Source organism: Caulobacter sp., assembly GCF_017744445.1.
Lineage (GTDB): Bacteria > Pseudomonadota > Alphaproteobacteria > Caulobacterales > Caulobacteraceae > Caulobacter.
Genome location: NZ_JAGIBH010000006.1, coordinates 196,845 through 215,308, shown reverse-complemented (window position 1 = coordinate 215,308; position 18,464 = coordinate 196,845). Strand labels below are relative to the sequence as shown.

Here is an 18,464-nt window from a genome sequence, read left to right as displayed (position 1 = left end):
ATCCGGATTAGGGGGTTGCGAGCCCTTCGATGAAGGCCGTAACGGCGGCCTCCAGCGCGTCGCCCTCGACGCTCATATTGCTCATCGGCAACCGCAGCACCGGGACGCCAGCGCGCTCCAGGGCCTCGAGCACGAAGGGATCGGCGTCGTCGATGGCCACCGCCCCGTGCACGCCATGCAGCTCGGCTTCCTTGACATGCCAGGCCCCCGCCCAGGTGGGCATGCGCAGCTCGTCGCCCATGGTTACGAACCGCGCGGCCAAGGCGCGCATGGCGTCGCCCTCGCCCTTGAAGTCGCGGATATAGCCGTCGGCGGCCAGGCCCAGATACATCGACCAGACGAACACCGCGCCATGGCTGTCTTCCCAGCGCTGGTAGAAGCCCATGTCGCTCCACAGACCCCGCCCGACCCACATCAGGCGCACGCGCTCATCCGGACAGGCGCCCTCACCCGCCTCGGCGCGCGCGGCGATCTCTTCGTAGAGCCGCTTGGCCGCGTCGCGTCCCCAGACCGTGCCGCGATGCCATTGGGGCACCATGGTCGCGGGCATGGTGTCGACGATCCCCGCGGGTACCGGTTTCGTCGTGGCGATCAGGTCGCGGGCGCGGCGGTAGTATTCCTCCTGCTCGTTGACCAGGGTCATCACTTCGACGAAGCGGGCCGGGTCGAACTTGCGGCCGGTGATGGCCTCCAGGCGCGGGATGCTGGCTTCCAGCTGGGCGGTCAGCAGATCCAGCCGCTCGGCCTCCAGCGTCTCGTCCCAGCGCTCGGGCAGGTCAGACCACCAGGCGACAGGCAAGTCCCAGCGGCTGTCGACCGAGCGCTCATAGGCGAAGAGCTCGGCCCCAGTTTCATGCGCCCAGGCCTCGTACAGCTTGGCGCCGGCGTCCGAGCCTTTGACGACAGCCAGGATGTCGGGCTTGGGCAGGCCGCCCCACGGGGCGTTGTCGACATCGGCGTCCAGCGCGGCGGCCAGGCCCTGGGCGCTGTAGTTCTCGACGTCGGCGGGATAGTCGGCGGCCTTCAACAGTCCCGCATAGTCGCGCCCGCGCTGCTTGGCGGCGACGATCGAGGCCCACCACTGGTTCACGACATAGGGGATGTCCATGGCCCGCAGGATTTCCTGCGGCGCGTCGGCATTGACCACCGCGAACGGCCCCTCGGCCGCGCGGCGCTGGACGTCGGCGAACCAGTCGCGTTGCCAGGCGCCGAAGTCGGCGGTCGACGCCAGCGCCTTGCGGCTGCGGCGACCGGCGCCGTCGGCTGCGGGCTTCGCGGGCTTGTCGGGAGCCTTCTCGGACCGCGGTCGCGGCGCCGGTGCGGAAGGTGACGCGTAGGGGTCGGCGAAGAAGGTCGCCAGCGTCTCGGCCAGGCGGGCTTCGTCCGGCGCGTGGTCCAGCTTCAGCGCCAGCAGCGGCTTGTTCACGGCCGTCAGCGCCTCGCGAAGACGCGCCACGTCCCAGGGCGAGGCCTCGTCGCCCGGCAGGCGGATGTGGAGGACGGCTTCGACATCCATCTGTTTGGCCCGAGTGGCCAGGGCCTGGGCGCGCACAGCGCTCGACCCGTCCGTGGCGTGGGACGCCGGCGCCTGCCAGCGTCGCAGCAGAGCCTCGAAAGGATCCAGGGTCTCGTCCAACATCATGCTGGCCCAGGGGTCGCCCCAGGCATGGTCCTCGCCGACGATCACGCAGCCGGCGGCCTCGATCGCGGCATAGGCGGTCGAGGTCTCGTGCGGTGATCCGGTGACCAGTACGCGACGGCCCGCTCGATGCCCGGCGCTGGACAGGGCCGCGAAGATCAAGCTGTCGCCCTCGGCCAGGGTGGCCTGTCCTACGGCTCGCACCAGATCCAGGGCCTGGACGCCGCCTAGCAACGGGGTCGCTGCGGCGCGCAGGTCCAGGACCCGCTGCAGCCGACGACGCTTGGCGTTGGCGAGGGCGATCTCATTCGCCAGGGCGTCTGTCGTGATCGATTGCCCGGACAACGCCTCCAGCCACGCCTTGAACCCCATCAGCCGAGCGCGGTTGTAGTGCTCGACGGCCTCGCCCCCACCATGGAGGGCGTCGAGATGCGCAGCGGCCAAGTCGCCGCCGCGTCCAGTTCGCGACAGCTGGCGCAGGACGGAGAACAGCTGGACGTCCTCGACACAGCCATGGGCGATGGCGACGCCCGCGAACGCAGAACCGCCCCCTAGCAGTTGGGCCAGCAGCGACCGCGATCGGGGCGGCTGCCCCTCGAAACCCTCCCCCGGCGCGCCAGCGGGATCGGCCGCCAGACGATACGGCGTGAAGCCAGCCGCGGCGATCAGCTCACGCGGGATGTCGACGCCGATCTGGGCCAGCAGCGGGCCGCTCATCAAATCGCGCCCGCCTGGATCAGGCTTTGCACCTGCTCTTCGGAGTAGCCCAGAACATCGCGATAGATCGCCTGATTATGCTCGCCGATCGCCACCGGGAGGACGTCGTCGAAGCCCGTGCGGCCCTGCGAGAACTGGATCGGCACGCCGGCGGTCATCAGTTCCTCGGCGTCCGGATAGGCCGGATGGGTGATCGCGGCCGTTTCGCCGCGCGCGACCACGCGCGGGTCCTTTAGGCCTTCGACAGGATGGCGCACCGGCGCAACCGGAACGCCCTGGGCCTCAAGCCGGCGCACGACCTCGTCGGTCGGCAGCTGGCTGGACCAGGCCTCGATCAGGGGCTCCAGCTGGGCGGCGTTGGCGACCCGGCGGTCGCGGGTGGCGTAGCGCGGATCCTCGCCCAAGGCCTCATTGTCCATGGCCCGGAAGAGCCCGCGCGCCAGGCCCTCGTGCACCGCCACGATCGACACGTAGCCGTCCAGGCAGCGGAAGACGCCGAACGGCGACAGGCGCTGCACGGTCAGGCCGGTGCGCGCCTCCATGCCGGCCAGGGCCATGGCCTGCCAGTTCTCGATGGCCACGAACGAGGTCAGGGCGCCCAGCATCGAGACGTCGACCTGCTGGCCCTCGCCCGTACGCCGCCGATGCTCCAGGGCGGCCAGGATGCCGATGACGCCGAACATCGGCGCCAGCATATCGGCCATGGGGATGCCGATACGGACGGGCGGATCATTGGGGCCGCCGCTGGTGTACATCGCGCCGCTCAGGGCCTGGATCAGCACGTCCATGGCCTTGCTGCCCTCGGCCACGCCGGCGCCGAAGCCGCTGAGCGAGCAGTAGACGATGCCCGGATTGATGGCCTTGGCGGCCTCGTAGCCGACGCCCAGGCGATCGGCCGTGCCGCTGGTGAAGTTCTCGACCACGATGTCGGCCTTGCGGACCAGGTCGGCGAAGATCTCGCGCGCTTGTGGGTGCTTGAGGTTCAGGCTGACGCCATGCTTGCCCCGCGCCCGGGTCAGGTGGGAGATCGACAAATCATCGTCATGACGCTTCTCGACGCCCACGCCGTCGCGTCCGACATAGGGGCTGTTCTCGCGCGCCAGGTCGCCGCCGCGCGGGTCCTCGACCTTGATTACCGTAGCGCCCAGACCGGCCAGCAGCAGGGTAGCATAGGGTCCGGCGAGGGCGCGCGTCAGGTCGATGACGGTCAAGCCCTCCAGAGGACGGGCGCGGGTGTCGGCGGCGGCGTCGGTCACGAAAATCACCTGATGGAACAACTAAGAGCCTGTTTCGGAAAAGCTTTCCCGACGTCATCGCGACCGGCGCACTCTCCCCAACCTCCACATTCAGCGAGCCGGCGCCGCTCCTGTCAATAAATAGTTCGCAAAATAAACTATATTGAAAACTAACAACTGACCCACTCTGGCTGATCGGCTCCCGGCGCGCGGGGCGGACGTCCGATAACGCCGATCTCAAACTTCAGCCCACCCCCTTGCGTCAATTTAGTTCGTGAAACATACTGTTTTCATTCGAACGGTTTCATCGACAATCTAAATCGATGAACCGGCGAACACCGCAATAAGAAGGGTCGCCGGCAGCAGTCGGACGGCTCAAGGGAGGGCCGCCATGAAGACCATCATTTCACGCCAGGCTTGCGTCTCGCATCTGGCCATCGTCGCCGCCATCTGGTCAGCCGCCACCGTGGCGCAGGCCCAGACCGCGCCCGCCGCCGAGCCGGATACGGCCGTGGCCGAGATCGTCGTGACCGGCACCAGCATCCGGGGCGTCGCCGCCGCCGGCTCGCCGACCGTCGGCGTCGGCATCGAGGAGCTGAAGGCCAGCGGCGCGGGCACCGCCAGCGACGCGCTGCGCATGCTGCCGCAGATCCTGAACCTGGGCGCGGACGAGAGCCGCAACTCGTTCAGCGGCGGGGCGCAGGACGCCGCCGCCAACTCCACCGCCGTCCGCGCCGCCAACCTGCGGGGGATCGGCCCGGAAGCTACCCTGCTGCTGCTGAACGGCCGTCGCCTGGCGCCCAACGGCGTGATCAAGGCCCTGAGCGACCTGGACCAGATCCCGACCTCGGCGGTGGGCCGCATCGAGGTGGTCACCGATGGCGCCTCGGCCATCTACGGCTCGGACGCCGTGGCCGGCGTCGTGAACCTGATCACCCGCAAGAAGTTCAACGGCGCCGAAACCACCTTCCGCTACGGCTTCGCCGACGACGTCTCGCAGAAGCTGTTCAGCCAGACCCTGGGCAAGACCTGGGACGGCGGCGGGTTCTTCTTCTCGTTCGAGCACAATGAGCGCGGCCACCTGGAAGGCTCGGCCCGCGACTTCGCCAGCCAGAACCGCACCGCGCGCGGCGGCACGGACGCGCGTCCGTTCACCGCCTCGCCGGGCAACATCGTCATCGGCGGCGTCCGCTACGCCCTGCCGGCCGGCAACGGCGTCGGGGTCAATCCCAGCGCCCTGGTGGCCAACACCGCCAACCGCTACGACGAAGCCGCCTATTCGGACCTGCTGCCCAAGCAGAACCGCAACACGGTGCTGTTCAACATCCACCAGAACATCGATGAGAACCTCGAGGTCTGGTACGAAGGCTTCTACACCCGCCGCAAATACGACCTGGGCGCGCCGCCGGCGCTGTTCAGCCTGGCCGTGCGCAACACCAATCCCTGGTACGTCTCGCCCGCCGGCCAGACGTCCGAGACCGTCGAATATCGCCTGAACGAAGACAGCGATCCCAACTCGACCGGCTTCGAGAACGCCCAACAGAACGCCATCGGCTTCAATCTGGACCTGCCCAAGCAGTGGCGGATCGCCGGCTATATCGACCACAGCATGAGCCGCGGCTTCCAGGACCGGAAGAACGTGCTCAACAACGCCGCCCTGACCGCGGCCCTGGCCAGCACCAATCCCGCCACGGCGTTCAACCCGTTCGGCGACGGCAGCTTCAACAAGACCAACAACCCCGGCCTGCTGGACATCATCGACGCCAACCGCGCCACCTGGGGCACGAACATCGCCAAGGACTTCTCGATCAAGGCCGACGGCCCGCTGTTCGAACTGCCGGGCGGTTCAGTCCGCGTCGCCATCGGCGCCGAGTACCACGACAACAGCTTCCGCCAGACCCTGGAGGCCCACAACGTGCTGGCCAGCGGCGCGGCGACCTACAAGCTGGTCGCCAACAGCCGCAACATCCACTCGGTCTATGGCGAAGTGTTCGTGCCGATCATCGGCTCGTCGAACGCCATGCCGGGCATCCAGCGCCTGGAACTGTCGCTGGCCGGCCGTCGCGAGGACTATTCCGACTTCGGCAAGACGACCAATCCCAAGATCGGCCTGATCTACGCGCCGGTCTCGGACCTGACGCTGCGGGCCACCTACGGCACCTCGTTCCGCGCGCCGTCGCTGGTCGACGCCGCCGACCAGATCAAGAACATCTTCATCCAGAACCTGACCGATCCGACCGTCCCGGGCGGCATCACCCGCGGCCTGTTCACCAACGGCGGCAACAGCCAGCTGGGTCCGGAAACCGCCAAGACCTGGTCGGCGGGCCTGGATTGGAGGCCCCAGTGGCTGAATGGGCTGAACCTGTCGGCCACCTGGTACAAGATCCAGTACGACAACCGCATCGACGTGGCTCCCAACACCGCCCTGGCCAACGGCTCGATCTACGCCGCCCTGATCAAGCGCCGCCCAGCGGCGTCCGACGCGGCCGGCAACGCGGCGTTCGACGCCCTGGTCGCCCAGGCCATGGCCAGCCCAGACCTACAGAACCCGGTCGAGCCGCTCAGCGCCATCAACGTCCTGATCGACGGCCGTCGCCAGAACCTGGGCATGCTGGACCAGCGCGGCGTGGACGTCTCGGTCCGCTACGACTTCAGCACGCCGGTTGGCGACTGGACCGTCGGGACCGAGGTGGCCAAGATCCTGAAGCTGGAGCGCAAGAGCGCGGCGGGCTCGCCGTGGATCGATGCGCTGGACACCTTCGGCAACCCGGTCGACCTGCGGGTGCGCGGTTCGCTGGGCTGGCGCCAGGGCGGCTGGTCGGCGAATGTCTTCGCCAACTACACCGACAGCTACCTGAACACGGCCATCACCCCGAACGTGAAGGTCAAGAGCCAGACCATCTACGACGCCACCGCCTCCTACGCCTTTGGGGACGACTCCCGCTGGGCCAAGGGCGTGCGGATCTCGGCCAACGTCATGAACGTCTTCGACAAGGACCCGCCGGTCGTCATGAACGGCACCTTCTCGTGGGACAGCCAGAACGCCTCGGCGATCGGCCGCTTCGTGTCGCTGGAGATCAGCAAGGCCTGGTAGACCCAACGCTCATTCTTCCCCGGACAACTGCGGCGGATCGGGGCCAGGCCCTGGTCCGCCTTTTCTTTCGAGTAAGCGCATGAAACCCACCGCCCTGGCCTTGGCCGCCCTGCTCTCCGCCACGGCCCTGGCCGGCCCTGTCCTGGCCCAGGCGCCCGCCGCGTTCGGCGCCTACAAGCCGCAGGACGACTATTCCCAGCAGGTGGTGACCTCGTTCTACCTGCCCATGCGCGACGGCACGAAGATCGCCGTGTCGCTGCATCGGCCCGCGGTGAACGGCAAGGCCGTCGACACGCCCCTGCCGGTGATCTGGCACCACACCTTGGACATCGAGAAGGCCGGCCTGCGCGACGCCGATCCGAAGGCGCCGACCGACCGCTTCTCCCTGCCGGACCTGACCCGCGCCGGCTATGTCGTGGCCGTCGTCGCGCGCCGCGGCAACGGCGCCTCGTTCGGCACGCGTCGGGGCTACGAGGACTTCACCGAAGGCTTCGACGCCTACGAGATCACCGAGTGGCTGGCCGCCCAGCCGTGGTCGGACGGCAAGGTCGGCATGTACGGCTGCTCCAACACCGGCGAGGCGGTGATGCACGCCCTGATCGCCCGCCCGCCGCACCTGAAGGCCGCCTTCGCCGGGTGCTTCGCCTGGGAGCGTTACGACGGCCACACGCGCGGCGGCATCATCTCGCAATACGGCACCGGCCCGGTCCGCACGCTGGAGGACGACCTGAAGGCCACCCCCGTCCAGGGCGACGAGGACCGCGTCCAGCTGCGCCAGGCCGCCGAGGAGCACCTGAAGTCGACCAACCTGCTGGAGCTGATGAAGTCCATGCCCTATCGCGACAGCTGGTCGCCGCTGGTCATGGCCAAGTTCTGGGGCGAGGTCAGCATCGGCGCCTATCTCAGCCAGCTGAAGAACGGCAAGGTCCCGCTGTACATCCAGGGCGGCTGGTACGACGACTTCCGCACCGAAGGCCTGATCGCCCAGGCCAATCTGCCCGACCAGGCGCGGATCGTGATCGGTCCCTGGCGCCATTGCCTGAACGACGGCTTCGACCTGCGCGCCGAGCAGCTGCGGTTCTTCGACCACTATCTGAAGGGCAAGACGACCGGCATCGAGGCCGACGCGCCGATCCACTACTTCACCGTCGGCGCGCCCAAGGGCCAGGAATGGCGCTCGGCCCGCGCCTGGCCGCGTCCCGACGCCGCCAACCGGCTGTTCCTCAGCGCCGACACGCTGGCTCCCAAGGCGCCGACCAAGGCCAAGGCCAGCAGCGTCACGGTCGACTATGCCCCCACTTGCCCGCCCGATCCGGTGAAGCCGAACTTCGGACCGTTCGTCCAGCCCTGCCACCCGGCCACGGCCAGCTTCGTCCATACCGGTCCGCGCCTGGCCGCCGACACCGAGATGACCGGCACGCCGCTGGCCGACCTGTGGATCTCGTCCACGCAACCCGAGCAGCCGGTCTTCGCCTATCTGGAGGACGTCGCGCCCGACGGCACGGTGACGGTGATCAGCGAGGGCCGCCAGCGCGCCTCGCTGCGCAAGGTCGTCCCGGCGACCTGGGACACGATCGGCACGCCCTGGCGGCGCAGCCGGACGGAGGATCACCAGCCGCTGAAAGCCGGCGAGCCGGTCAAGGTGTCGTTCGACATGCTGGCGGTCTCGTACGTCTTCAAGGCCGGTCACCGGGTGCGCATCGCCGTGTCGGGCGCCGAACCGCGCGAGCGGGGCCGCATCGAGACGACGCCCGCCCCGACCCTGACCCTGCACACCGGCGGCGACACGCCCTCCAGCGTCACCCTGCCGTTCGGAACCGCCCGATGAGCGCGCCTTTCAAGCTCTACATGACCGGCGACCTGGTGCTGGACGAGCCGAACGCCGACTTCTTCTTCGATCCGGCGCGGGCGATGCTGGCCGAGGCCGACCTGCTGATCGGCCATGTCGAGGTGCCGCACACCACGCGCGGGGTGGAGTCGGTCGGCGACATCCCTGCCCCGGCCAGCGATCCGGAGAACCTGCGCGCGGTCGGCCGGGCCGGCTTCCACATGGTCAGCCTGGCCGGCAACCACATCCACGATCGCGGCGGCGAGGGCATCGAGGACACCATCGCCAACCTTGTCGAACAAGGCGTGGCGACGGCGGGTGCGGGCCTGACCCTGGCGGAGGCTCGGCGCCCTGGTCTCGTCACCCGGCGCGGCCTGCGCGTGGGCCTGCTGAGCTACAACTGCGTAGGCCCCAAGGAGGGCTGGGCCGGGCCCAAGCGCGCCGGCTGCGCCTATCTGAAGATCATCACCCACTACGAGCTGGAGAACGCCAATCCCGGCGGCCCGCCCAAGGTCTACACCTTCGCCGATCCCGATACAGTCGAGGCCATGCAGGCCGACATCGCCGCGATCCGCGCCCAGGTCGACGTGCTGGTCGTGGCCTTCCACAAGGGCGTGGTCCACACCCCGGCCCACATCGCCATGTACGAGCGCGCGGTGTCGCGAGCGGCGATCGAGGCCGGCGCCGACATCGTCATCGGCCACCACTCGCACATCCTGCGTGGCGTCGAGGTCTGGCGCGGCAAGCCGATCTTCCACGGCCTGGGCAACTTCGTCACCGTCACCCGCGCCCTCTCCGTCGAAGGCAATGAGAGCCCGGAACGCCGGGCCTGGGCCGAGAAGCGCAAGGTGCTGTTCGGCTTCGAGCCCGATCCGGACTATCCGCTCTATCCGTTCCATCCGCAGGCCAAGAACGGCATGGTCGCCGCCTGCCACATCGGCGCGGACGGAACCTTGAGCCCCGGCTTCCGACCGATCTGGATGGCCCCCACGGGCCAGCCCCAGCCGCTGGGCGATGACGAGAAGGGCCGCGCGGTCGCCGCCTATGTCGCCGACATCACGCGCCAGGCCGGTCTCAAGACCGACTTTACCTGGGACGGGGAGCGCGTGGTGTTCGCCGCGGCCGACGGCCATTGACCCGGGCGCGCCGAGCGGACAAGGAGGTTAAGCCCCCTCGTTCCACCGCCCGCAGGATCATGACCTCGACCGTGACGCCCGACCTTTCCGATCCCGTCGCCGAGCCCGAGGGCGAGATCGATCTCGGCGTGCTGAGCGAGATCATCGGCTTCCGGATCCGGCGCATCCAGAACCACCTGTCGCGATCGCTCAGCGCCCTGCTCGACGATCCCGACCTGCGGCCGGGCGTGTTCTCGACCCTCGCGCTGATCGCCGCCAATCCGGGCCTGTCGCAGAAAACCCTGTCGCGCGAGGTGGGCTTCGACAAGGCCAGCGTCGTGGCCATTCTCGACAACATGGAAGCGCGCGGCTGGACCCGCCGCCAGCGCTCGACCACCGACCGGCGCCGGCACCACCTGTTCGTCACGCCCGAGGGCGAGAAGGCGCTGGAGAAGATGACGGCCTTGGTCCGCCAGAACGAGGCCGAGGCCCACGCCACCCTGACGTCCGAGGAGCAGGCGACGCTGGGCGTCCTGCTGGACAAGCTCTACCGCGCCGTCGCCGCCGCCCGGGACTAGGCTGTCCGGGGCTTGAGGGCGCGGCTGGCCAGGAACAGGAACAGGCCCGCCAGCACGAAGCCGAACGACACCGTGACGAGGGCCGTCTGCAGGCCCGCCGCCGACGCCGTGGCGCAGGCCGCGCCGATCTCGGCGGCCGCGCCCTTGGCCGCATGGCCGCCGGGGCACATCGCCGAGAACCGCCCGATGGCCTCGGGGAAACGCTGGCTGGAGACCATATCGCTGATGCCGCCGGCCAGCACCGGGCCGACCATGGCGCCCACGACCGTCGCGCCGAACATGAAGACCGCCGCGCCCGTGGCTCGCATGGTGTTGGGCACGATGTTCTGCACGGCCGCGTACATCGGGCCGTTCTTGAGATTGTAGGCCACCGACGAGGCCAGCAGGAACGGCATGCCGATCGCCCAGCTGGCTTGGGTGAAGGCCAGCACGTAGAAGACACAGGTCAGCACCGCCCCGACCGCCGGCACCAGGACGTACGAGCGTCCACGATCGTCGGCGAAACGGTCGGCGGCGAACCCGCCGATGAAGGTGCCGATCAGGCCGACCATGCCGCTCAGGCCCAGCACCCCGCCCGCCTGGGCCAGGGTCAGGCCGTGGCTGCGGATCATGAACGAGACGGTAAATACGGTGGTGGCGTTATAGGCCAGGCCGATGAAAGCGCCGCCGACGAAGACCCAGACGAAAGCCCGGTTGGCGATCAGCCACTTCAGGTCGCTGAGGAACGAGCTCTTGGGACGTTCAACCTTGGCGGCCTCGGCGGCCTGGCCTTGGGTGCGCGGCTCCTTGAGGGTCAGCAGGACCAGCAGGGCTAGCAAGATACCGGGCAGGCCCACGGTCAGGAACGCCACGCGCCAGCCGTACTGCTGGGCCACCACGCCGCCGATGACCGGGGCCAGGATCGTGGCGAGAGAGGGCGCGGTGCTGACGATCGACATCACCACGCCGCGCTGGCGCATGCTGAAGTTCTCGGCCAGCAGCGAGTGGCTGATCGGGATGCAGCCGCCCTCGCCCATGCCGACGCCGACCCGCGACGCCAGCAGCTGCACATAGCTGACGCTCAGCCCGCAGAAGGCGGTCATGGTCGACCAGAAGGCGATGACGAAGGCCAGCAGCCTGGCGCGGTTCACCCGTTCGGCCAGGCGCGCGATCGGGATGCCAGCGACGGAATAGAAGATCGCGAAAGCCGGCCCGCTCAGCAGGCCCAGCTGCGCGTCGCTAAGGCTAAGCTCGCGCTTGATAGGCTCCTGCAGCACGCCCAGGATGATGCGGTCCAGATAGTTGCAGACGGTGACCAGCAGCAGCAGCGCGACAATATAGATCTGATAGGGGCGCCAGCGCATCGCGGGAGAACGCATCGCGGGAGACGGGGCGCGCGTCTGCGCATCAGCCTCGATCCGGGCCTCGGTCATTCCGTTTCCTCCAGGCGTGAAGCCGATCCGTCGCGCCCTGAAGGGCGTCTATATTTGTTTGTATATCGGATCGTTTATTTGGCAAACTATTTGTCGCCAAATAGATTCAGAGCTGGGCTAGACGTACAGGCGCTTGAGCAGGGCGACCAGGGTATCCAGCTCAGCGGCGGTGAAGCGGTCGGCGAAGGCCTGCTCGTGCGCCTTGACCATGGCCTTGACCTCGACCAGCAGCTTCTGGCCCGCGGGCGTCAGATAGAGCTCGTGGCGACGCCGATCGACGGCCGAGCGCTGGCGGATCACCAGGGTCCGCGCTTCCAGCTTGTCGATCACCGCCATGGTGGTGGCGCGGTCCATGCGCAGGGCGTTGCCGATGGCGATCTGCGACGTGCCGGGATTGGAGCCGATCAGCCACAGGGTCGCCGACTGCTTCTGGGTCAGGTCGGCCTCGGCCAGCACCGCGATGATGTGCCGGTGCATGGTGCCCTGGGCCTGGCGGACGTGAAAGCCCAGCACCTGGTCCAGCGTGTCGAAATCCAGGCCCGACTCCGCGCCGTCCTCAACGGTCGACAGGTCTGCGGAAGCTTTCATGGGCGCGGGTCCATATCGGTTTGGCGGGTTCCCGACTGTTGGAACCCTGACGATTTGCAGGCCTAGCATAGAGCTTGTCGCCACGAAATCGACCCCGTCCGTCAATTGACAACAGTTTGCCACGCAAACAGTATGCCACAAAACCTATGCTGAGCGATCAACGCCGGCCGGAGGAAACCATGACGGCCTTGTCCCAGCGCGCATCGCTCCCCTCTACCCCGACCTGGCCATCCAACGCCTGGTACGTCGCCGCCACGTCCGAGGAGCTGACGACCCAGCCGCTGGGCCGCACGATCTGCGGCGAGCCGATGGTGTTCTTCCGTGGCCAGGCCGGCCAGGTGGCCGCGGTCGAGGACTTCTGCCCGCATCGGGGCGCGCCGCTGTCGCTGGGCTTCGTGCGCGAGGGCCAGCTGGTTTGCGGCTATCACGGCCTGACGGTCGGCTGCGACGGCCGCGCAGCCGGCATGCCTGGCCAGCGCACCGAGGCCCTGCCCGCCGCCCGCGCCTTTCCGGTCGTCGAGCGCAACGGCTTCATCTGGGTCTGGCCGGGCGACGCGGCGCAGGCCGACATCGCCAAGCTGCCGCCGATGCCCTGGGCCGAGAACCCCGGCTGGGCCTATGGCGGCGGGCTCTATCACATCGCCTGCGACTACCGGCTGATGGTCGACAACCTGATGGACCTGACGCACGAGACCTATGTCCACGCCACCAGCATCGGCCAGCGCGAGATCGACGAGGCGCCGGTCAACACGTCCCTGGAAGGCCAGCAGGTCGTCACCCGCCGGGACATGCCGGGCGTGAAGGCGCCGCCGTTCTGGCGCATGGCGCTGAAGGGCGCCGGCCTGGACGAAGACGCCGTGGTCGATCGCTGGCAGATCTGCCGGTTCTCCCTGCCCAGCCAGGTGATGATCGAGGTCGGCGTGGCTCTAGCCGGCCGCGGCGGCTACGACGCCCCACTGGCGGTCAAGGCGTCCAGCATCGTGGTCGACTTCATCACGCCCGAGACCCCGACCTCGCACTGGTACTTCTGGGGCATGGCCCGCGCCTTCGCTGTCGACGACGCCGCGCTGACCGACACCATTCGCGAAGGCCAGGGCAAGATCTTCAGCGAGGACCTGGCCGTGCTGGAACGTCAGCAAGCCAATCTCTCGCGCCGGCCCGACCGTCGCTTGCTGACCCTGAACATCGACGCCGGCGGCACGCACGCGCGGCGGCTGATCGATCGGATGATCGCCCAGGAGGTCGGCTAGGTCGTCGGCATCCGGCTTTGACCTCCCCCAAATCCGACCATCCCCGCGAACGCGGGGACCCAAGCCGAGTCAGCGGGACATCGCTCGGCCTCACCCGATCCTGAAAACCAGCTTGGATCCCCGCCTTCGCGGGGATGCTCGGTGATGGGGAGGTTAAAGCTACAGCCCCTAAGCCAGCGACCGCTCCAGCAACTGCTCCCGCAGCACAGTCTTCTGCACCTTGCCAGTGCCCGTCCGCGGCAGAGCGTCCATGGGCGTGGTGAACTTGGGCAGCTTGTATCGGGCCAAGCGCGGTTCCAGGTGCGCCAGGACCTCGTCGTGGCTGAGGGTCAGGCCCGGCCGGGTCACGACGACCAGGCAGCCGATCTCGCCCCAGCGCGCGTCGGGCAGGCCGACGACGGCGCATTCGGCGATCGCCGGATGGCCGGCCAGGGCCGCCTCGATCTCGGCCGGATAGACGTTCTCGCCGCCCGAGATGAACATGTCCTTCTTGCGGTCCACCAGCCAGTGGAAGCCCTCGGCGTCGGCGCGCGCGATGTCGCCGGTGTGGAACCAGCCCTCGGCGTCGAAGGCCTTTGCCGTCTCCTCGGGCCGGCGCCAGTAGTCCGAGAACAGGTTCTCGCCCTTCAGCAACAGCTCGCCGGCCACGTCGGGCGGACAGTCACGGCCGTCGGCGTCGACGATGCGGCTGAACACGCCCGGCATGGCCACGCCCGCCGATCCGGCCCGCGCGTCGATCGCGGCGATGTCGACGGGCATGCCGAACACGGTCCCCGCCTCGCTCATGCCGAAGCCGTCAACGATGGGGATGCCGTCGGCCAGCCAGGCGCGGATGTCGGCGGCCGGATGCGGCGCGCCGCCGGTGAAGATCGCCGTCAGGCCACGCAGGCGATCGGCGTCGAACAACGGGTGAGCGCGCAGGGCGTGGGCCATCTGCGGCACGCCGAAATAGTGGGTGGCGCTCAGCGCCGGATCGCCGAGCCGCGCCAGGGTCCGGGCCGGCTCGAAGCCGTCCGACACCAGGATGGTCCCGCCGTGCAGCATGGCCGGTCGGACGCAGGTCACAAGGCCGATGACGTGGAACATCGGCGCATCGTTGAGGAACACGCTCTCGTGCGTGACCCGCCCAAGTCGACCGAAGTTCTGCGCCGTCTGGTCCAGATTGCGCTCGCTGAGCAGCACGCCCTTGGGCCGGCCCGAGGTGCCGGAGGTGTAGAGGATCAGCGACGGCCGATCGCGATCGAACGGCCCGAGGTCCAAGGGCGAAGCGGCCTCGATCTCGCCGGCCAGCAGGTCGAGGGAGAGGCCGTCCAGGCCGACCCGCTGTAGCTCATGGTCGCCGACCACCAGGCGGGGCTCGGCGTCCTGGACCAGGGCCAGGATCTCGGCCGCGCTCAGCCGCCAGTTCAGCGGCGTATAGATCGCCCCGATCCGGGCGCAGGCCAGGTGCAGGATCGCCAGCTCGACGCGGTTGCGGGCCAGGCTGACGACGCGATCGCCTAAGCCCACGCCGCGCTCGACCAGCACCCGGACGCAGCGGGCGATCGCCGCGTCCAGCTCGCCATAGGTCCAGCGCCAGCCGCTGGCCAGGTCAACCGCCGCCAGCCGCTGGGGCCCCAGGCGAGCCTGGAGGCCCACATGATCGATCGCACCGCCCATGAACGCCTCCCCTTTTCAGCCCTGCCTAGCCTTGCTTGGCCAGGTCGTAGGCGCCCAGGCCGGGCTTGTAGGTCTTGTCGTCGATGAACTGCTTGATGCCTTCCTTGCGGCCATCGTCGTCGAACGAGTTGGCGGCCTCCTGCGCGCGGACCAGATAGTCCTCGGCGTTGTCGTAGGTCATCTCCTTGACCCGACGGACCGCGTCCTTGGTGGCCTTCAGGGCGACCGGGTTCTTCTTCAGCAGCACCTCGGCCAGCTCGACGACCCGCGCCTTCAGCTGGTCCAGCGGCACGCTCTCATTGACCAGGCGCCAGGCCGCGGCCTTCTTGCCGTCGATCAGCTCGCCGGTCAGGGCGTGGTACATGGCGTCGCGCATCGGGATCAGGTCCGACACCACCTTGGTGGCGCCGCCGCCCGGCAGGATGCCCCAGTTGATCTCCGACAGGGCGAACTGGGCCTCGTCGGCGGCGATGGCCAGGTCGCACGAATACAGCGGGCCGTAGCCGCCGCCGAAGCACCAGCCGTTGACCATGGCGATGGTCGGCTTTTGGTACCAGCGCAGGCGCCGCCACCAGCCGTAGGACTCGCGCTGGGCCTGACGCACCGCGCCCAGGCCCTTGGCCTCGGTCTCGCGGAAGTATTCCTTCAGGTCCATGCCCGCCGACCAGGCCGAGCCCTCGCCGGTCAGCACCAGCACGCCGACGTCGTCGCGATATTCCAGCTCGGCCAGGATCTCGCCCATGCGCTGGTTGAGGCGCGGGCTCATGCAGTTGCGCTTGTCCGGGCGGTTGAACTTCACCCAGGCGATGCGGTTCTCGACCGTGAAGGTGGCGGTGTCGTTGATCTCGGTCATGACCGGTCCTTGAGGAGAATTCGGGGGAGGAAGACGCTTGAGCCGCGTCAGATGGGGTAGTGGCCGGGCTGCGTCTCAATGGTGATCCAGCGCAGCTCGGTGAAGGCGTCGATGCCGGCCTTGCCGCCGAAACGGCCGTAGCCGGAGGCCTTGACGCCGCCGAACGGCATCTGGGCCTCGTCGTGCACGGTCGGGCCGTTGACGTGGCAGATGCCCGACTTGATCTGGCGGGCGACCTTCAGGCCGCGCGCGGTGTCGCGGGTGAAGACGGCGGCCGACAGGCCGTATTCGGTGTCGTTGGCCAGCTCGATGGCGTGGGCCTCGTCGCGGGCCCGGATCACGGCGACCACGGGGCCGAAGCTCTCGTCGCGGAACAGCTTCATCTGCGGCGTGACCTTGTCGACCACGGTGGCCGGCATCAATACGCCGTTCGAGGCGCCGCCATTGACCTGCACCGCGCCGGCCGCCAGGGCGTCGGCGACCAGGCTCTCGACATGGCCGACGGCCTTGAGGTCGACCACCGCGCCCAGCGGCGTCTTGCCCTCGCGCGGGTCGCCGACTGCCATGCCCCCGACCTTGGCCTTGAACTTGTCGACGAAGGCGTCGGCGATGGCGTCGACCACGATGATCCGCTCGGTCGACATGCAGATCTGGCCCTGGTTCATGAAGGCGCCGAAGGCGGCGGCCTTGACCGCCTCGTCCAGATCGGCGTCGTCCAGCACGATCAGCGGGGCCTTGCCGCCCAACTCCAGCAGGACCGGCTTGAGGTGCTCGGCGCAGCGCTTGGCGATGATCTTGCCCACCGCCGTCGAGCCCGTGAAGTTCACGCGGCGCACGGCCGGGTGGTCGATCAGGGCGCCGACGATGGCGGGCGCGTCGGCCGGGGCGTTGGTGACCACATTGACCACGCCCTCGGGCAGGCCGGCCTCGGCGAAGGCCTCGATGATCAGCTCATGGGTGCGCGGGCAGGTCTCGGACGCCTTGAGGATCACGGTGTTGCCGCAAGCCAGCGGCGTGGCGATGGCGCGGACACCCAGGATGATCGGCGCGTTCCACGGCGCGATGCCCAGCACCACGCCGGCCGGCTCGCGCAGGGCCATGGCGATGCAGCCGGGCTTGTCGGACGGAATGACCTCGCCGCCGATCTGGGTGGTCAGGGCGGCGGCCTCACGGACGATGCCGACCGCCAGCATCAGGTTGAAGCGCGCCCAGCCCTCGGTGGCGCCGATCTCGCCCATCATCGCCTGGACGAAGGCGTCGCCCCGGGCGGCCAGGGCGTCGGCGGCCTTGGTCAGGAAGGCGCGGCGGGCATTGGGACCCAGCGCGCTCCAGCCGGCAAAGGCGGCCTCCGCCTTGTCGGCGGCGGCCTCTGCCTGGGCGATGGTCATCGCCGGCGCGGTCGTGGCGACCGCCCCCGTCATCGGATCGAGGCGCTCGAAGGTAGCGGTAATGCTCATGATCAATCCTTTCGCGACGCTGGGGAGGCCTTGCTCATCGAGTAGCGGCCATGGCGATAGCCGGAGCGCGGCGTCGGGCCCCGCTCCGCAGCTTGGTCAGCAGGCCGCGCAGCTGGGTCCGCTCGTCGGCCGACAGCGCGTCGAAGGCGGCCTGGTCGTGCTCGCGGGTCGCCTGCTCGATCGCGCCGCGCAGACCGCGGCCGGTCTCGGTCAGGTGAAGGGCGTTGGTGCGGCGGTCGCGGCCGGGCCGGCGCTCGATCGCACCCAGCACGGTCAGCGCATCGATGGCCTTCATCGTGCTGGCGCGGTTGACGCCCAGCGCACGGCCCAGAGTGATCTGGTCGCAGCCTTCATGCAGGCCGATATAGACGATGGCGGTGGCTCGGCCGGGCGTCACCCCCAGCGGCGACAGGCGCTCGGCCAGGGCGGTCATCGCGCCCATGTCGGCGTGGTGCAGCAGGAAACTCAGGCGCTCGCCGAGCACGCCAAAGGCCGTGATGTCTTCCATGTCGCGGCCCTCCCCACCCGTTATCTCGTTGGGGAAAATTAGTATGTCTATGAAACAGTATCGTCAATTACAATTTGCGTCACATCCGGTTTGGTCGCCCAAGCGCGCTGAACCATGCCGCCCCCGCCACGTTCGTCACGACGGCGAACAGAGGCAGGAGAGCCCGCATGAAGGTGCAGAAGTTCAACGTCGCCGACGCGACGCTCGAGCGCTCGCCCGGCCAGGACGGCGAGGTCTATGCCGGCAATGTCGTCGACCAGCGGCACGGCGCGCCGATCACCATCGGCTTCGGTCGCTACGGACCTGGTGCGACTCTCGAGGAAAAGATCGCGGTGGACGACGTCATGATCATCCTGGCGGGGAGGCTGTCGGTCTCGAGCGACGGCGCCGTGGTGACCGCGGGGCCCGGCGAGGTCATCCATATGCCCAAGGGCGCGTCGGTCACGATCCGCGCCCACGAGGAAGGGGCTGCCACCGCCTACGTCACCTACCCGCACTGGCAGGAAGCGCTCTAGGCGACGGCGGCCCCTC

The 18,464-nt window shown here is 68.8% G+C and carries 14 protein-coding genes; 6 read left to right on the top strand and 8 right to left on the bottom strand.

Going from position 1 to position 18,464, the window contains the following annotated elements; all coding sequences use genetic code 11:
* Window positions 1–7 precede the first annotated feature (7 nt).
* Together J7528_RS10950 and J7528_RS10945 are read right to left on the bottom strand one after the other, a co-directional pair.
* A complete protein-coding gene (locus J7528_RS10950) occupies window positions 8–2,356 on the bottom strand; it encodes a 2-hydroxyacyl-CoA dehydratase family protein (protein ID WP_291873961.1) in 2,349 nt (782 codons plus the stop codon).
* The gene (locus tag J7528_RS10945; RefSeq protein WP_291873959.1) at window positions 2,356–3,612 is read right to left on the bottom strand and encodes a CaiB/BaiF CoA-transferase family protein; all 1,257 of its coding nucleotides are present in this window, start codon (window positions 3,610–3,612) and stop codon (window positions 2,356–2,358) included. The genes J7528_RS10950 and J7528_RS10945 overlap by 1 nt, the downstream gene beginning before the upstream one ends.
* A gap of 370 nt (window positions 3,613–3,982) precedes the next feature.
* Between J7528_RS10945 and J7528_RS10940 the strand changes: the two genes are divergently transcribed.
* The 4 genes from J7528_RS10940 (at window position 3,983) to J7528_RS10925 (ending at window position 10,206) form a co-directional block, all read left to right on the top strand.
* Entirely contained in the window at window positions 3,983–6,685 is a 2,703-nt protein-coding gene (locus J7528_RS10940) for a TonB-dependent receptor (RefSeq protein WP_291873958.1), read from the top strand.
* Window positions 6,686–6,764: 79 nt separating this feature from the next.
* A complete protein-coding gene (locus J7528_RS10935; protein ID WP_291873956.1) occupies window positions 6,765–8,513 on the top strand; it encodes a CocE/NonD family hydrolase in 1,749 nt (582 codons plus the stop codon).
* Complete coding sequence (locus J7528_RS10930) at window positions 8,510–9,649, top strand: CapA family protein (RefSeq protein ID WP_291873954.1); 1,140 nt, start codon at window positions 8,510–8,512, stop codon at window positions 9,647–9,649. The genes J7528_RS10935 and J7528_RS10930 overlap by 4 nt, the downstream gene beginning before the upstream one ends.
* A 59-nt stretch (window positions 9,650–9,708) precedes the next feature.
* Window positions 9,709–10,206 (top strand): MarR family transcriptional regulator, encoded by a 498-nt coding sequence (locus J7528_RS10925; protein ID WP_291873950.1) that lies wholly within the window; start codon window positions 9,709–9,711, stop codon window positions 10,204–10,206.
* On the opposite strand, the gene J7528_RS10920 is transcribed toward J7528_RS10925, so the two are convergent.
* On the bottom strand, window positions 10,203–11,618 hold the full coding sequence (locus J7528_RS10920) for an MFS transporter (protein ID WP_291873948.1): 1,416 nt from the start codon (window positions 11,616–11,618) through the stop codon (window positions 10,203–10,205). The two genes, J7528_RS10925 and J7528_RS10920, sit on opposite strands and share 4 nt — an antisense overlap.
* Window positions 11,619–11,735: 117 nt before the next feature.
* Window positions 11,736–12,206, bottom strand: a complete 471-nt coding sequence (locus J7528_RS10915) for a MarR family winged helix-turn-helix transcriptional regulator (protein ID WP_291873945.1) — start codon at window positions 12,204–12,206, stop codon at window positions 11,736–11,738.
* A 179-nt stretch (window positions 12,207–12,385) separates the two neighbouring features.
* Here J7528_RS10915 and J7528_RS10910 point away from each other — a divergent pair, with 179 nt between their 5' ends.
* On the top strand, window positions 12,386–13,456 hold the full coding sequence (locus J7528_RS10910) for an aromatic ring-hydroxylating dioxygenase subunit alpha (RefSeq protein WP_291873943.1): 1,071 nt from the start codon (window positions 12,386–12,388) through the stop codon (window positions 13,454–13,456).
* 168 nt (window positions 13,457–13,624) lie between these two features.
* Here the strand turns inward: J7528_RS10910 and J7528_RS10905 are convergent, their stop codons facing one another.
* From J7528_RS10905 to J7528_RS10890, 4 genes are read right to left on the bottom strand one after another with little or no spacing between them, the layout of a single operon-like run.
* Complete coding sequence (locus tag J7528_RS10905) at window positions 13,625–15,115, bottom strand: AMP-binding protein (RefSeq protein ID WP_291873941.1); 1,491 nt, start codon at window positions 15,113–15,115, stop codon at window positions 13,625–13,627.
* Window positions 15,116–15,140: 25 nt separating this feature from the next.
* Window positions 15,141–15,968 carry a p-hydroxycinnamoyl CoA hydratase/lyase gene (locus J7528_RS10900; RefSeq protein WP_291873938.1) on the bottom strand — a complete coding sequence of 276 codons (828 nt, stop codon included), beginning with the start codon at window positions 15,966–15,968 and terminating at the stop codon, window positions 15,141–15,143.
* Window positions 15,969–16,015: 47 nt separating this feature from the next.
* A complete protein-coding gene (locus tag J7528_RS10895; protein ID WP_291874426.1) occupies window positions 16,016–17,428 on the bottom strand; it encodes an aldehyde dehydrogenase in 1,413 nt (470 codons plus the stop codon).
* 31 nt (window positions 17,429–17,459) lie between these two features.
* A complete protein-coding gene (locus J7528_RS10890; protein ID WP_291873935.1) occupies window positions 17,460–17,933 on the bottom strand; it encodes a MarR family transcriptional regulator in 474 nt (157 codons plus the stop codon).
* Window positions 17,934–18,100: 167 nt separating this feature from the next.
* Between J7528_RS10890 and J7528_RS10885 the strand changes: the two genes are divergently transcribed.
* The gene (locus J7528_RS10885; protein WP_291873933.1) at window positions 18,101–18,448 is read left to right on the top strand and encodes an ethanolamine utilization protein; all 348 of its coding nucleotides are present in this window, start codon (window positions 18,101–18,103) and stop codon (window positions 18,446–18,448) included.
* Window positions 18,449–18,464 lie beyond the last annotated feature (16 nt).

What these genes read in the sequence shown, in the direction of transcription:
- J7528_RS10900 (WP_291873938.1), bottom strand. Translation starts at nt 15,968, where the DNA reads ATGACCGAGATCAACGACACCGCCACCTTCACGGTCGAGAACCGCATC.
- J7528_RS10890 (WP_291873935.1), bottom strand. Translation starts at nt 17,933, where the DNA reads ATGGAAGACATCACGGCCTTTGGCGTGCTCGGCGAGCGCCTGAGTTTC.
- J7528_RS10920 (WP_291873948.1), bottom strand. Translation starts at nt 11,618, where the DNA reads ATGACCGAGGCCCGGATCGAGGCTGATGCGCAGACGCGCGCCCCGTCT.
- J7528_RS10885 (WP_291873933.1), top strand. Translation starts at nt 18,101, where the DNA reads ATGAAGGTGCAGAAGTTCAACGTCGCCGACGCGACGCTCGAGCGCTCG.
- J7528_RS10915 (WP_291873945.1), bottom strand. Translation starts at nt 12,206, where the DNA reads ATGAAAGCTTCCGCAGACCTGTCGACCGTTGAGGACGGCGCGGAGTCG.
- J7528_RS10905 (WP_291873941.1), bottom strand. Translation starts at nt 15,115, where the DNA reads ATGGGCGGTGCGATCGATCATGTGGGCCTCCAGGCTCGCCTGGGGCCC.
- J7528_RS10935 (WP_291873956.1), top strand. Translation starts at nt 6,765, where the DNA reads ATGAAACCCACCGCCCTGGCCTTGGCCGCCCTGCTCTCCGCCACGGCC.
- J7528_RS10940 (WP_291873958.1), top strand. Translation starts at nt 3,983, where the DNA reads ATGAAGACCATCATTTCACGCCAGGCTTGCGTCTCGCATCTGGCCATC.
- J7528_RS10910 (WP_291873943.1), top strand. Translation starts at nt 12,386, where the DNA reads ATGACGGCCTTGTCCCAGCGCGCATCGCTCCCCTCTACCCCGACCTGG.
- J7528_RS10925 (WP_291873950.1), top strand. Translation starts at nt 9,709, where the DNA reads ATGACCTCGACCGTGACGCCCGACCTTTCCGATCCCGTCGCCGAGCCC.
- J7528_RS10930 (WP_291873954.1), top strand. Translation starts at nt 8,510, where the DNA reads ATGAGCGCGCCTTTCAAGCTCTACATGACCGGCGACCTGGTGCTGGAC.
- J7528_RS10950 (WP_291873961.1), bottom strand. Translation starts at nt 2,356, where the DNA reads ATGAGCGGCCCGCTGCTGGCCCAGATCGGCGTCGACATCCCGCGTGAG.